We start from the raw sequence: 15,019 nt of genomic DNA, 5'->3' as shown, positions 1-15,019 counted from the left end.
CATCCTTCCTTTACTGAGGAGTAATATTATAATTTATACAATGTTGGAAGTGGTGATCCACTTCCTTTTTTTATGTAGCCGCATAGAGTCTTCAATTGTTGCTGAATATTTTATTTAGCATCTCTTTTTTCTCGTATAATATGTGTAATTATGTAGTATTATTATATTAGATACAATTATTTTAAGAAGAGGTAGTTATTATGAAGACAGATCCATTTAAAGAATATATAAAAGCATCCGAGCCTTCTAAAGCTATCAAAGGTTATGCATGGAGTACTGCTATTGGTCTTCAAGCTGTGGATGGACTTAAAACATCAAAATATTTAATAGATAAAGCTATAGATAATATTGAGGGGAAAATTTCCATAAAAGAAGCTCAAAATTTAATAGACGCATATTATGAGGAAAAGACTGAGCACTCAGTTGATGAAGAACGTACAGAAGAAGCTGATAAAGTATCTGCTCGCATAGCAGAATTACTTTCTGAAACAGCATTTTCTTTCTCGCCTGCAGAGTATATATCAATCCACAAAAAACTGTTTAATGGTTTATATAAATATGCTGGAAAGATAAGAGATTACAATATTACAAAAAAAGAGTGGGTATTGGACGGGGCTAGCGTGACATATGGTACTGCATCAGAATTAAAAGCTACCTTAGAGTATGATTTTGAGCAAGAAAGAAACTTCAGCTATAAAGGGCTTTCTATGGATGAAACTATTCATCATCTTGCTGTTTTTGTTTCTAGGTTATGGCAAATTCACATATTTGGAGAGGGCAATACTAGAACAACTGCTGTGTTTTTCATTAAGTATTTGAGAACTCTTGGTTTTTCTGTGACAAATGATATATTTGCCGAGAATTCATGGTATTTTAGAAATTCTCTTGTTCGTGCAAATTATACAAATATACAGAATAATGTTCATGAAACAACTAAATACTTGGAGATATTTTTGAGAAATCTTCTTTTAAATGAAAAAAATGAACTACATAATAGAAGTATGCATATTAGTGGACTTTGGGATGATAATTTGAATTTTAAAGATGAAAATTCGTACATTAAAGAAGCAGAATTGTACAATCAATCTATAAATTCGTATATTGAAAATAAAGAAATGGATATTAAAAACAAAAATTCGTATATTTATAACATAGAAAATAATTTAAAATATGTCTTTAGTAGAAAAATAGATAGCTTTTCTACTAAAACATTAAATCATATTCAATTATTATTTGATAGATTTGGATATGATGAAATATTTGGAAGATCTATGGTTATGGATTTACTAGGTCTTAAACCATCAGCTAGCTCTAGATTACTTTCAAATTTATTAGATGTTGGTATTATTAAATCTGTTTCCGGTCATGGAAAAGGTAAATACAAATTTAAAAATAATATATAAAAATTATAATTGTAGGAAGTGGATAACCACTTCCTTTCTTATGATATAATTTTAGTTAATTTAACTTTTTAATAGAGGTGATTGTATGATAGTTAAACCAAAAGAATTTGATTTAAATGGACGCAAGTTGGTTCTTAGAAATGCAGAGGAAGATGAAGCTGAGATGCTTTTAAAATATTTAAAGCAAGTCTACGCAGAAACACCTTTTTTAATTCAAGAGCCAGACGAAATCACTTTTACAATAGCTGATGAAAAGAAATATATAAAAGAAAATAACGACTCGGATTCGGATTTGCTGCTTATCGGTATGCTAGACGGAAAACATGTTGGAAACTGCTCCCTTATGGGTAATCATGCGAGAAGACTAGAGCACAGAACAAGTCTTGGAATTGTTTTATACCTTGAATATACAGGACTTGGAATTGGAAGGATTATGATTGAAGAAGTTTGTAAAATAGCTAAAGATAACGGAATTGAACAGGTTGAACTTGAGGTTGCTGCAAATAATAGAAATGCTATTTCTCTTTATAATAAGTTAGGATTTGAAAAGGTTGCAACTTTGCCAAATAATATGAAATACTCTGATGGAACGTATACTGATGTACATTTCATGGTGAAATATTTATAAAAAATATAAAATCATACTTAACAAATATTAAATATATTTATACTATACAACTGGCTTTTCTTTTAGTATAATACTTGCCATACCTTTTAGAAATGAGATGATAGTTTGATTGTGTAGAATTTTTGATGAAATGAAGTAATATAAATTCAAAGAGGTGTACAATGATAACTGAAAAAAAAGAAAAACAGATTTTAATGTTGTCCTTTTTATCTGGACTTTTATTTGCTATTGCAGAGTTTATTTTTGCTATTTACAGCCACTCTCAATCAGCACTTACAGATGCCGTATACGACGCATCAGAGCTTGTGTTTATCGCATTGCTCCTATTTTTAACCCCATTATTCCATAAACCTGTATCTGAAAAGCATCCATACGGGTATTTTCAGGTAGAGTCGATATTTGTCATAATCAAAAGTGTTATGATGTTATCCGTAACTATGGGTGTATCTGCAGAAGTATTAGATTCTGCTTTATCAGGCGGAAATATTGTAAATAACGCACAAGTTTCAATATTCCAATGTTGTCTTGGAGTAGCGAGTATTATAATTCTCCTTATTATGAAAAGATTAAATCGCAACCTATCTTCACCTACAATTGAAGCAGAGTTGCTCGGTTGGAAGCTAGATATAGTGTACAGTATGGGTATGGCGCTTGCTTTTTTAGTGTCTTTATATCTGAAAAAAACACCATTTGGCTTCATATCTCCATACTTTGACCAAATTGTAGCCGTAGTAGTTATGGTATTCATGCTGCCAGAAAGTATAAAAGTGTTGTGGAGAGCTGTTAAAGACGTATTTTTATTCTCGCCAAACAAGGTTTATATGGATGAAGTGAAAGCAATTTGCAACCCTATTTTAGATGAATACAACTTCAATCCTGTATTTTTTGATATTACAAAAACAGGACGTCACTTGTGGATTGCGGTCTATTTCCGAATTGAAGCTACTAGTTTAGAGGTTGCTAGTTTATCAAGTGCGGTATCAAAGGTAAATAAAATTATGCAAGAAAAATTCCAGGAATGTACTTGTGAACTTATTCTTGTTCCATAATTATTTGTAAAAGATAATAATAATATATATAAAAATCCCTTACCTTTTTTAGATGAGGGATTTATTTTTTATTTAATTTTTAGTTTTCTATTTTTCAAATTCTATTTCAAAATCCATTCCACCGACTTGAACTGTGTCTTTTCCTTTTAATATGCTCTTGTCTGATTTTTCATTTACAAGAACTATACCGTCTTTTTTAGCTAATGGTGATGCTGTTAATGCGTCAACTAATTTATCTCCATTTGCTATGTAAACTTTGTCTGATCCTGAGTAGAATTCATTTATAACTTCTTTATTTGTCGCATATCTGTCTTTTCCTGCTAATACTTCTGCGTTATATTTATCAGCTATTGATTTATCAACTACAGAGTTTCCACCGATTACATAGTATTTAACTCCAGATTTTTTAGCATGAGTTGAAGTTTTTCCGTTTGTTAATAGTATTGGAGCTTCTTCTCTTGCTGCAACTGATGATGCTGAACATTGCATCTGCTTCACCTTTGAATCCATTAACTACAAATGCATCTGAATAGTTTCCAAGTTTTTTAGCAACTATTTCTGATGTTTCAACTCTGTCTTTTCCACCAAGTCTTTCAACTTTTACATTTGGAACGTTTTTAGTTATCTCATCAGATACTTTCTGGCTTATTGCTGCTTCTCCACCGATTATGTAAACTTTTTTTACTTTTTTGATTCTGTCCATTGTTACTTTAGGTATAGAGTCTTTTTTAGTTAGTAGGATTGCTCCGTTTTCTTTTCCTGCAAGTCCAGAAGCTGATAGTCCATCAGACATTGATGATTCTGCGTTTACAAGGACTACGTTATCGTATGAGCCTAGTTTGTCAGCTATTTTTGCTGCTGTGTCATATCTGTCTGTTCCTATTATTTCTTCGTGAGTATATGTTGGGGCTACTACTCCACCACCACCTGTAGATGGTGATAACGTACTAACTTCCATCTTTACTTCTGTATTTCCTAATCCTTTATATCTTGCAAATACTGTGTATTTTGTATTTAGATTTAATCCATCAAATGTAACCTTGCCATCTATAGCTCTTACCCAAATTCCTCCTCTTGATTCTGTAACTGAACCTTCTACTATTGTAAATTCTACCTCGCCTAATTTATTAAATTTACCAAAATCAGCCACTGACATAGTAATTGAATTTGAAGATTTATAAGCTTCTTTAATATCTACTGGTTTATAGTCATTGGGAAATATAGTTGTACCATCATCCACTTTATTAATGTCGTTTCCTTTAATACTTCCACCTTCTTGAGTTGCTATAGTACCACTATTTGATATTTCTCCTTTTTTCCCTGATTCACTCACTATTTCCCCTGAATTTGAGATTTTACCTGAGTTATTTATTTGGCTATTATTTGTTAATTTTCCTGAATTTGAGATTCTTCCACCGTTGTTTATAGCGCCATTGTTATCTATTGTTCCTTTGTTGTCAACATTAGTTGTTATATTTAAAGTTGCATCTTTGTTTACGCTAACTTCTCCAGATTTAGCTATTACTACTTCTCCATTGCCTAATATAGTTAGGCTGCCTGTTACATCAATAGCACCTGCTGAGTTTAATGTTAGAGTTTTTCCTTTTGGAACTTCAATAGTAATATTTTTATCTTTTGGTATATCTACTGCTGTTTCTGCTTCGATTGTCATGTTATCTGATACAACTACTTTTTCGTTGTTTCTTACACTTGTGTCATTAACATCCCTAGGATTTACAAATTCTTTTAATGCCTTTTCTGAACTCGGATAATATGTTTTAGTTCCATCTCCATTAAATTTGTATTCATAGTTAGAAAGATTTATTTGATTAGGATCTACTGTTCCTTCAGCTGAAGACCAAGTCCAAAATGCTATTGCATTTACATTTGCAGGTAGTATAACCGGTGTTGAAGCAGAATCCATTATCTTTAATTTATTTTCACCCATTTCAAATATATTATTTCTTAAATCGATTTCTTTATTCTCTACATGTCTTCTTCTTTGTATATAATGTACGGAAAATCTATCAAACTTAAATGTATTACCTCTTACATCTGCTGTATCTTGGAAAAGAAATGCCCCTGCATTATCAAATATATTATTTTGTATAACAAAATTATTTTTTGTTGTATCATCTGTTGTTATGCATGTTGCTTGTGGTCCTGCTCCTCCGTCTGGTCCTTCAGCCACAGTTGCAACACTATTTTTAAATGTGTTACCTTTTATAATAACATTTCCATTTATACTTGGTAACATAGTTCTAAACGCACCGTCAAAAGTATTGTTTATTATCTCTACACTACCCTTATTATATTTCATTACTTTTTCATTCTCATCCCATTCTTTAGAAAGCGATAAACCATATGACCACTCATTAACCATATCTACATTCCCACCATTATTAGGATAATTTGTAAATGTACAATTTTCTATTTTTATATCTTATTCATTTCCAGGTAGCATACTAGTTTCATATTTTCTTTTGTCTACTGAATAAACTATGGTAACATACTTCATTAGTATTGTATTTTTATTTTCACTTCCTATTAATAAAATTCTAACTTTATCTTCTCTTGCTTTTAAAGTTACATTTTCTAATTTACCTTTTTCTAAAATAGTGTATCCACTTATTGTATATTTGCTTTGACCATCTATAGTAATATTTTTATTTACAGTAATATCCTCTGTTACATTACCCAATAACGTTATTGTAGCTCCTTCACTTGCATTATTTATAGCTTCTGTTAAAGTCGCATATTCTTCATTCCCTATCTTAGCTACATTTTGAGTAATTGGATCTTGAGTGCTCGTATAACTTCCATCTGGATTTGTAGCTTCCTGAGATGCTACCACTTTATCCGTAGATTTCACATTATCCAATTCAGCAGCACTCACTATTCCATTCACAGATGGAACTAATAAAGAAGCTGCTAATAAAAATGCCAATTCTTTTGATTTCTTCTTATTCATACCAACACCTCCAAAATTTCAACCTATAATTCTTTGATATATAAATAAAAGCATAGAAAAAACACCCTCTTAAAAGAACGCATTCCCTCTATGCTTACCCTTAACATAAACTCCATTTGATAATATTAGTAATATTTATATTAAAATTTATAGCATATACACATAATTTTTTAAATATTTTTTATTTTCATTTAAAAACTCCATTATCTCTCTAACATACTTCATATTAATTAACGTCTTATTAGCCAACACATTTATTATATCCTTTATACACCAAATATTTATCAATCTTTATTAAAATCTAATAAAAAATCTCAAACAAATCACAAACTGCACAAAAAAAGAGAAGGAAGATATCAATCAACGACAATGCAACTTGATTGCCTGGAGCGAATGATACTTCCTTCTCTTTCTCTATACTACATCTCTTTTAAAATTTCCATTAACTCATCTTCATCATAATGATACTTCTTATTACAGAACTGGCAAGTAACTTCTGCCTGGTGGTCTTCCTCTATAATCTCAGCAAGCGCCTTTTTACCCATTGCGATAAATGCCTTCTTAACTCTATCCTTAGAGCAAACACATCTAAATCCTACCTCAACCTTGTCAAGAATCACAGGATCTAAACCTTCAAGCACTAAATTAAGCACATCCTCAGGAGTTAATCCTTCTCTGTACATCTCTGTGATAGATTTTATCTTTCCTATATTTTCCTCAAGCTGGCAAATTGTAGCTTCTGTCGCATCTGGCATAAGCTGCACGATAAATCCTCCAGCATGTTCAACTTCATAGTGAGTTGTGTAAACACCTAGTGAGACAGCTGATGGAGTCTGTTCAGAAACTGTGAAATAGTATGTAAAATCTGCTGCTATTTCCCCAGAAACTATCGGACATAATCCATTCACTGGCTCTCTAAGTCCTAAATCTTTTATTACTTTTAAAGTTCCTTCTGTACCTACTGCACCTGCTACATTTAATTTTCCGTTTGGATAGTTTTCAACCTCAACATCTGGGTTTGAAACATATCCTCTAACAAACCCCTGTGCATCAGAAGTTGCAAGTATTGTTCCTATTGGCCCGTCACCTTTTATTATAGATGTCAACTCGTCACCTTTATTTTTCATCATAAGCCCCATCATTGATGTAGCTGTTAAAGTTCTTCCAAGTGCTGCAGTTGCAACCTTTGTAGTTCCGTGAGATTTTCTCGCTTCTTCAACTAAATTTCTTGTCGTTGCAACAAATGCTCTAACTTCCCCATTCTGAGAAGTCGCTCTTATTACATAATCGTTCATCAAAACTCTTCCTTTCCAAATTCATTTACTTTTTATTATTTACAATTTTTATTTACCAATTATTTTCTACCAACAAAGAATACTCTTTCTGCATCTTTCTTTGGTTTTTCAAATGCAAAATCTCCATAAGCCTTGATATCTCTAAATCCTGCATCTGCTAATTTTTCTAATATATCCTCTGTTTCGTAAGCTCTCTGCTGGTGAACCTCATCAAATCTGTCAAAAGTACCGTCCTCGTTTTTCACGAAGAATGTAAGTTCCATTTCGACTAAATCCTCTTCTGGATCGAAATAGTTCTGCCACATATACACGACATCTTCTCTCTTCTCAGCAAAAGTATTATTTCCAAGCACCTTAGATAATTTATAGTATGAGCTAATGTCAAATACAAATATCCCATCCTCTTTTAAAAGCTCGTGAGCCTTTGAAAATACATACTCTAAATCGTCATCATATGTTAAATAATTGAATCCGTCACAAGCGCAAAGTATGCAATCAAGGTTTGGCACATCAAAATCAAGCTCAGCAATATCCTGCTGTAAAAGAACAAGCTGCACACCTTCCTCTTCTGCCTTTTCCATAGCAACCTCAAGCATTTCCGCAGAAATATCTATCCCAGCTATATCGTATCCCTTCTTAGTTAGAGGTATAGTCAAATTCCCTGTACCACAAGCTAACTCGAGAATATTCTGCACCTCAGCACCCTCACTCTTGATAATCTCTTCTATATATTCAACCCATCTATCATAATCGACATCGTCCATAAGCTCGTCGTATATAAATGCAAAATCTCTATACTGATCCATCTCAAATCTCCCAACATCATAATATTTTTCTAAAACTAAAACATCTAAAAACTATATTAGGCAAAATATCAAAATTCGAAATATAAACACTTGTACATCAAATATCCACACTCATACATAGTATATACCTCAAACTCAATATTTCTAACCATAATAGCATAAAGTATATTATATCATAAAAAATACTATACGCGCCACATACTCCACACTCACTTATACAAAATTAATGGAATATAAAACATATTCCTTCATAAAAAAAGAGGGTAATAGCCAAAAAACACGACAATACTGCAAGCGCCACGAACCTTTAAATGTGTTACATAAAAGTGCGTGGCGCTGAAGCCTGGAGTACTTTTGGCTATACCCTCTTTTCTATAGGAACATATTTTTATATTCCATTAATTTTCTATACACTTCAACCCCATTTAAAATTATCTTTTCATCGAAGTCAAACTGCTCATTGTGAAGTCCCGCAGTGAACCCTTTTTCCTCATTTCTCGTACCTACATTGAAGAAAAATCCTGGCACTGCTCTCTGGAAGAATGCAAAATCCTCTGCACCCATCCGGAAATCTAGTTCCACAACATTATCCCCTTTAAAAGCATCTTTAAACTCTTGATATAAATTATCGTCATTTATCACAGCCCGACATTCATTGCAAACACTCATCTCAATCTTACAATCATACTTAGCTGCAGTAAATTCGCAAATCTTCTTCATCCTATCAAGCACATTTGCATAAACCTCATCTTTTGCATATCTCACAGTTCCCTCTAAAGACACATTTTCAGCGACAATATTTCTTCTTGCGCCACCTCTTATCTTACCAACTGTGATAACTGCGCTGTCTATTGGGCTAATATTTCTCGAAACAATAGTCTGAAGTGAGTTAATTACCTCAGCAGAAATCACAATTCCATCGATACCATTTTGAGGCATTGCACCATGTGCACTCTTAGACACAATATTTATCTCAAAATCTATTGTCCCCGCCATCATAGGCCCTTTTTTAATTCCTATTACGCCTTCATCAAGCAACGGATTTACATGAAGTCCGTATATCTCATCAATTCCGTAATACTCTATAATTCCGTCTTTCACCATATCTTCAGATCCACCAGGTCCTTCCTCTGCAGGCTGGAATATAAACACAAAGTTATCCTTTAACTTATCTTTATTATCGTTTACATACTTGATAAGCCCTAAAAGTATAGACATATGACCGTCATGTCCACAAAGGTGCTTAACAGTTCCATCCTTAGACATAAGTCCGTCGATATCTGCTCTAAATGCAACAGTCTTTTGTGCATCTTTACCTTTTATAATTCCTGCAAGCCCTGTTTCTAGCCATTTCTTACTCTCTAAACCAAGTCCGTCCAAAACAGATTTTATATAATCATAAGTCTTAAACTCAACTCGCCCTTCCTCAGCAATACAGTGCAAATTCTTTCTATAATCGTACACACTGTCCTTTAAATACATTACTTTATCTAAACATTCTCCATTACATACGCAATTTTTTTCTTCCATAATCTCACCACCAAACGTCTTTACACAATCTTTTCTAAAATCTATTTATCCATTGAGCCTTTGTACTCAAGCATTGAAATATAGGCATCTAAAGCATTTACACATATCTTTTCATCAAAGTTAAATCTCAAATTATGAAGTCCATTTACAAATCCTTTTTCCTCGTTTCTTGCACCTAGCATAAAGAAAATTCCTGGTACTTCTTCCCGATAATATGAAAAATCATCTGCAATCATCAAAGGATCCAAAATCTTAACCTTGTCATCGCCAACAGCCTCAATAAACTCCTGACAAAGCTCAGAATTATTGTTTACAGGATGATAATCATCTCTAATAGTTACCTTAATCTCGCAATTAAACGCCTTTGAAAAACCATCCGCAATTTCATAAAATCTCTCCTTAATCTTTGAATAAACTTCTGGTTTAAAGCATCTAATAGTCCCCTCAAGATGAACGTGTTCAGCGATAATATTTCTTCTTGAACCACCTTCAACCTTCCCAATACTAACAACTGCATTGTCTATTGGACTAACATTTCTCGAAACAATAGTCTGCATACTGCTAACTAAAGACGCATAAATTGTAATTGCATCTATCCCAGCTTCTGGAGCAGAACCACCATGGCTGCTCTTTCCGTAAATATCTATCTCAAAATCACCAATCTGAGAAAGGAAATATCCTTCCCTAATACCAACTTTTCCCTCGGAGATTTCTGGATAAATATGAAGTCCATAAATCTGGTCAACTCCATAATATTTCAAAATCCCTTCATTAACAAGAGCCTCGGCACCTCCAGGACCTTCCTCTGCAGGCTGGAATATAAACACAAAATTATCGTTTAACTTCTCTTTATTAGCATTAACGAACTCAACAAGACCTAAAAGAATTGCTGTGTGTCCATCGTGCCCACAAAGATGCTGCACACCACACTCAGTCATAAGCCCGTCAATATCTGCTCTAAAAGCTATAGTTCTCTTTGCATCCTTACCTCGAATAATCCCAGCAGTACCAGTACCAAGCCACTTATCGTACTCAACACCCAATTTATCTAAATAACTTCTAATATACTCAGAAGTCTTAAACTCCTCTCTCCCAAGCTCTGCAACCTCGTGCAAAACCTCTCTATGATGCTTCATAACACCCTCTAAAAATGAAAAATCTCTCAAAAATCTCACCCCTCTATCTCAAAATCTATTTTTTCAACATACTTTTTTAAAATTTTGTATACCTAAAACATAACTAAAAAACAATTTATTTATAGTATACATTAAACAAAACTAAATACAAGAAAAAACAACAAAATTTCAGAATTTTTTCAAAAAAACAAAACACACATACCCCGTCTAAAATATAAAACCTACTTTTACCCAAATATAAGCTCTAACATACAAACTTTTCCCCAACCTCTTCCACCAAACCTATATCCCCTCTGTCCTAGCTTCAAAACACTTCTTCTCTTTTCTAATTTTACTTTACAGGGGCTACTGCGATTTTTTGCTAAGAACGCCTTCTTTTTGCTTTGAATAACAAAGAAATCGAACTCGACAATGCAACTTGATTGCCTGGAGAGGAGATTCTTTGTTATTTGAAGCATTAAAAAAGAGGCTTCTGCGAAAAATCACAGTAGCCCCTCCCGTAAGCAAAATTAGCAAGAGAAGAAGTGTTTAGCTAATCCTCCTTTAGCTGTTTCTTTGTATTTATCCATCATGTCAAGTCCAGTTTCTTTCATTGTTTCAACAACCTGGTCTAATGAAACAGAATGTTCTCCGTTTGTTATCATAGCATACTTAGCTGCATCAAAAGCTCTCTGTGCTGCCATAGCATTTCTTTCTATACAAGGTATCTGAACATATCCGTAAACTGGGTCACAAGTCATACCTAAGTGGTGTTCAAGAGCTATCTCAGCTGCGTATTCTATATGGTCTATTGAACCGCCCTGAAGATAAGCAACTGCTCCAGCTGCCATTGAACATGCAGCACCTACTTCACCCTGACATCCAACTTCTGCACCTGAAATAGACGCATTAGTTTTTATTATATTTCCTATTATACCAGCTACTATTATAGCTTCGTTTACCTGTTCATCAGTTAAATTCATATAATCTTTCATAGCGAAGAATATACCTGGTAAAACACCCGCAGAACCACAAGTTGGTGCAGTTACTATTATATTACCAGAAGCATTCTGTTCAGAAGCTGCTAATGCATAAGCGTAAACTAAGGTAGAGAAGTCATTAGATTTTTTGAAGTTTTCATAGAATACTCCAGCTCTTCTCTTTAAGTGTAATTTTCCTGGTATTACTTCATTAGTAGCTAATCCTTCATCTATTGATTTTTTCATAGCTTCTCTTATTGTATTTATGTGATCCATTATGTCACTATCTTCATTTTCTAAGGCAAAATCAACTAATGTTTTGTTGTTGTCTTTGCACCATTTTACTATCTCGTCCATAGTACTTAGAGGATATGTTTCTTTAACTGCAGAAGTATTTCTCTTTCCTTCTTCAGCAAGAGATCCACCACCTACTGAGAATACTTCCCACTGTGCAGTAGTATTTCCGTCTCTATCAAGAGCTTCAAGTAGCATTCCATTTGGATGGAAGTCTTTTATTATATCTTCTCTCCATACTATCTCAACTTTTTTAGGAGCTATAGTTTTTATTATTATGTAGTCAGTTAAATGACCAGCACCTGTAGCTGCTAAACTTCCGTAAAGTGTTGCTCTAAAGCTATCTGCATCTGGATTTTCATTTTTAAATCTTTCTGCTGCTCTCTGTGGCCCCATTGTGTGTGAACTTGATGGCCCGTTCCCTATTTTGTATAACTCTTTTAAAGTATCCATTTTTTTCCTCCATTATATATATTTTCTAAAATAATTTTTATTATAATTTTTTTATTTTATGTCCACTTTTATTATACATAATTTTTTCTAAAAAATATCGCTTTCTTATAAAAAAATTGACTTTGGATAGAAGTTTTTCAAATCGAATTTTTCTTAATATTCTCATTTGTTATTCAAATTTGTATTGCAATTTTTACTAGAATGTATTATTATTGCTTTAAGAGTTTAATTTAATATCTATAACCTGCGTAGAGGCGCTGTTTTCATCAGTATTACGAGCTAGTTGGCAAACTTATCTCGTACGAAAGGGAAAATGGCCGAAGAATTTATCTGGGCACAGATTTTTTCTGGGGTAGTATAAAATATATACTGCACTGTCACTTGTTTAGTGTTGAGCTACAAGGTTTACTTTGCTATAAGAATTTATAGACGTACAAGGTATTCCTTTGTGCGTCTTTTGTGTATATAGAATATTAAAAATAATGTATAATGTTTATGAGGTGATTTTTAATGAAAAAAGTAAATTTAGCAGTAGTTGGTGCTACTGGTATGGTAGGAAGAACATTCCTAAAAGTTTTAGAAGAAAGAGAATTCCCAATAAATGATTTATATCTTTTCTCTTCTTCAAAATCAGCAGGTAAAAAAGTAACTTTCGCTGGAAAAGAATACACTGTTGAAGAATTAACTGAAGATTCATTTACTGGAAGAAACATAGATATCGCTTTATTCTCAGCTGGAGGTTCTACAAGTGGAAAATTCGCTCCAATAGCTGCAGCAAATGGCGCTCTAGTTGTAGACAACTCTAGTTTCTGGAGAATGGACCCAGAAGTTCCACTAGTTGTTCCTGAAGTAAATCCAGAAGCAATAAAAGAACACAAAAAAGGAATAATAGCTAACCCTAACTGTTCTACAATTCAGGCTATGTTACCATTAAAAGCATTACATGATAAATACACTATAAAAAGAATAGTATATTCTACATATCAGGCTGTTTCTGGTTCTGGTGTTAAAGGTGTTGAAGACTTAGAAGAAGGATCAAAAGGAAATCCAACAGGATTCTACCCACATCCAATAGCTTTCAACTGTCTTCCTCACATAGATTCATTCTTAGACAATGGATACACTAAAGAAGAAATGAAAATGGTCAACGAAACTAGAAAAATCCTTTGCGATGATTCTATAAGAATAACTGCTACTACTGTAAGAGTACCAGTTAAAAACGGACACAGTGAGTCTATAAACCTTGAATTCGAAAAAGATTTCGATTTAGACGAACTTGTAGCTACTTTAGCTGCTATGGAAAATGTTGTTGTTGTTGATAACCCAGCAGAAAACTTATACCCTACTGCAGCTGAATTCTCTGATAGAGATGAAGTATTCGTTGGTAGAATAAGAAGAGACTTCAGTGTTGATAGCGGTGTTAACCTATGGGTTGTAGCTGACAACATAAGAAAAGGTGCTGCTACTAATGCAGTTCAGATAGCTGAAAAAGCTATAGAAATGGAATTAGTTTAAAATAAATTATATTTTTTAAGAAAAGGGGTCGATCTCAAATGTTATTTAAAGGTTCTGCAGTTGCTCTTGTAACACCATTCACAAAAGATAATAAGGTAAACTTCGATAAATTAGCTGAACTTATCGAATATCATATAGAAAATAAAACTGACGCTATAGTTTCTTGTGGTACTACTGGTGAAGCTACTACAATGTCAGATGAGGAAATACTTTCTGTTTTAGAATTTACAGTTAAAAAAGTAAACGGAAGAATACCAGTTATAGCTGGAACAGGATCAAACAATACTATGCATTCTGTTGAATTAAGCCAGAAAGCTGAAGCTCTTGGTGTTGACGGATTATTAATAATAACTCCATACTACAACAAAGCTAACAAATCTGGTCTTAAAAAACATTTCGTAACAATAGCAGAAAGCGTTAATATACCAATAATCTTATACAACGTTCCTGGAAGAACTTGTATGAACATATCTCCTGCTTTAATAGCTGAACTTGCTCAGGTTCCTAATATAGTTGCTGTTAAAGAAGCTAGTGGAGATTTAGGACAGGTTGCTGAAATAGCAAGCTTAGTTCCAGAAGATTTCGCTATATACTCTGGAAACGACGATTCAATAGTTCCTCTATTATCATTAGGAGGACATGGGGTTATATCTGTTCTTGCTAACGTATGCCCTAGAGAAACTCACGATTTAGTTGAAAAATATCTTAACGGAGATGTTGAAGGTTCAAGAAAAATACAGTTAGATTTAGACGCATTAATTGCTGCATTATTCATAGAAGTAAATCCTATACCAGTTAAAACTGCTATGAATTTACTTGGATTTGAAGTTGGAGATTTAAGACTTCCACTTGATAATATGGACCCTGCTAATCTTGAAGTTCTTAAAAAAGAATTAGTAAATGCAGGACTTAAAGTTCAGGCTTAGTAATTTGTAAATCATTGGATTGCAGAAGGTTGGATTTATATCTGATATTTTGCA

At 33.2% G+C, this 15,019-nt stretch carries 13 protein-coding genes and 1 riboswitch; of the genes, 5 read left to right on the top strand and 8 right to left on the bottom strand.

Features of this window, described 5'->3' with window-relative positions:
• The first annotated feature begins 200 nt into the window (after nucleotides 1-200).
• The 3 genes from ACK2WN_RS03505 (at nucleotide 201) to ACK2WN_RS03495 (ending at nucleotide 3,080) form a co-directional block, all read left to right on the top strand.
• Nucleotides 201-1,403, top strand: coding sequence for a Fic family protein (locus ACK2WN_RS03505; RefSeq protein WP_329999867.1), 1,203 nt, complete (start codon nucleotides 201-203; stop codon nucleotides 1,401-1,403).
• Nucleotides 1,404-1,488: 85 nt separating this feature from the next.
• The gene (locus ACK2WN_RS03500) at nucleotides 1,489-2,031 is read left to right on the top strand and encodes a GNAT family N-acetyltransferase (protein WP_416154859.1); all 543 of its coding nucleotides are present in this window, start codon (nucleotides 1,489-1,491) and stop codon (nucleotides 2,029-2,031) included.
• A gap of 194 nt (nucleotides 2,032-2,225) precedes the next feature.
• Nucleotides 2,226-3,080, top strand: coding sequence for a cation transporter (locus ACK2WN_RS03495; protein ID WP_416154858.1), 855 nt, complete (start codon nucleotides 2,226-2,228; stop codon nucleotides 3,078-3,080).
• Between the two features lie 87 nt (nucleotides 3,081-3,167).
• Here ACK2WN_RS03495 and ACK2WN_RS03490 read toward each other — a convergent pair whose 3' ends face one another.
• The 8 genes from ACK2WN_RS03490 to ACK2WN_RS03455 all read right to left on the bottom strand — a co-directional run bounded on the left by ACK2WN_RS03490 (nucleotide 3,168) and on the right by ACK2WN_RS03455 (nucleotide 12,524).
• Nucleotides 3,168-3,569 (bottom strand): cell wall-binding repeat-containing protein, encoded by a 402-nt coding sequence (locus ACK2WN_RS03490; protein WP_416154857.1) that lies wholly within the window; start codon nucleotides 3,567-3,569, stop codon nucleotides 3,168-3,170.
• Nucleotides 3,487-5,463, bottom strand: a complete 1,977-nt coding sequence (locus ACK2WN_RS03485; protein WP_416154856.1) for a cell wall-binding repeat-containing protein — start codon at nucleotides 5,461-5,463, stop codon at nucleotides 3,487-3,489. Before ACK2WN_RS03485 ends, ACK2WN_RS03490 begins: the two co-directional genes overlap by 83 nt.
• Nucleotides 5,464-5,523: 60 nt before the next feature.
• Nucleotides 5,524-6,051: a hypothetical protein gene (locus tag ACK2WN_RS03480; protein ID WP_416154855.1), complete on the bottom strand. Its 528-nt coding sequence runs from the start codon at nucleotides 6,049-6,051 to the stop codon at nucleotides 5,524-5,526.
• Between the two features lie 419 nt (nucleotides 6,052-6,470).
• A complete protein-coding gene (gene hslO / locus ACK2WN_RS03475; RefSeq protein WP_416154854.1) occupies nucleotides 6,471-7,346 on the bottom strand; it encodes an Hsp33 family molecular chaperone HslO in 876 nt (291 codons plus the stop codon).
• A gap of 59 nt (nucleotides 7,347-7,405) precedes the next feature.
• Nucleotides 7,406-8,152: a class I SAM-dependent methyltransferase gene (locus ACK2WN_RS03470; protein ID WP_329999856.1), complete on the bottom strand. Its 747-nt coding sequence runs from the start codon at nucleotides 8,150-8,152 to the stop codon at nucleotides 7,406-7,408.
• A 372-nt stretch (nucleotides 8,153-8,524) separates the two neighbouring features.
• Nucleotides 8,525-9,682, bottom strand: a complete 1,158-nt coding sequence (locus ACK2WN_RS03465) for a M20 metallopeptidase family protein (protein ID WP_416154853.1) — start codon at nucleotides 9,680-9,682, stop codon at nucleotides 8,525-8,527.
• A 41-nt stretch (nucleotides 9,683-9,723) separates the two neighbouring features.
• Nucleotides 9,724-10,818: an amidohydrolase gene (locus ACK2WN_RS03460; protein WP_416154852.1), complete on the bottom strand. Its 1,095-nt coding sequence runs from the start codon at nucleotides 10,816-10,818 to the stop codon at nucleotides 9,724-9,726.
• Nucleotides 10,819-11,327: 509 nt separating this feature from the next.
• Entirely contained in the window at nucleotides 11,328-12,524 is a 1,197-nt protein-coding gene (locus ACK2WN_RS03455) for an L-serine ammonia-lyase (protein ID WP_416154851.1), read from the bottom strand.
• A gap of 241 nt (nucleotides 12,525-12,765) precedes the next feature.
• A riboswitch (Lysine riboswitch) is annotated at nucleotides 12,766-12,931 on the top strand.
• A gap of 103 nt (nucleotides 12,932-13,034) precedes the next feature.
• Here ACK2WN_RS03455 and ACK2WN_RS03450 point away from each other — a divergent pair.
• On the top strand, nucleotides 13,035-14,039 hold the full coding sequence (locus ACK2WN_RS03450) for an aspartate-semialdehyde dehydrogenase (protein ID WP_178412745.1): 1,005 nt from the start codon (nucleotides 13,035-13,037) through the stop codon (nucleotides 14,037-14,039).
• A gap of 38 nt (nucleotides 14,040-14,077) precedes the next feature.
• Nucleotides 14,078-14,965 carry a 4-hydroxy-tetrahydrodipicolinate synthase gene (gene dapA / locus ACK2WN_RS03445; protein ID WP_300531347.1) on the top strand — a complete coding sequence of 296 codons (888 nt, stop codon included), beginning with the start codon at nucleotides 14,078-14,080 and terminating at the stop codon, nucleotides 14,963-14,965.
• Nucleotides 14,966-15,019: the final 54 nt, after the last annotated feature.

The organism is Peptacetobacter sp. AB800 (assembly GCF_047807365.1).
GTDB lineage: Bacteria > Bacillota > Clostridia > Peptostreptococcales > Peptostreptococcaceae > Peptacetobacter.
The sequence above is the reverse complement of the archived record's forward strand: the minus strand, read 5'-3'. Positions and strand labels throughout refer to the sequence as shown.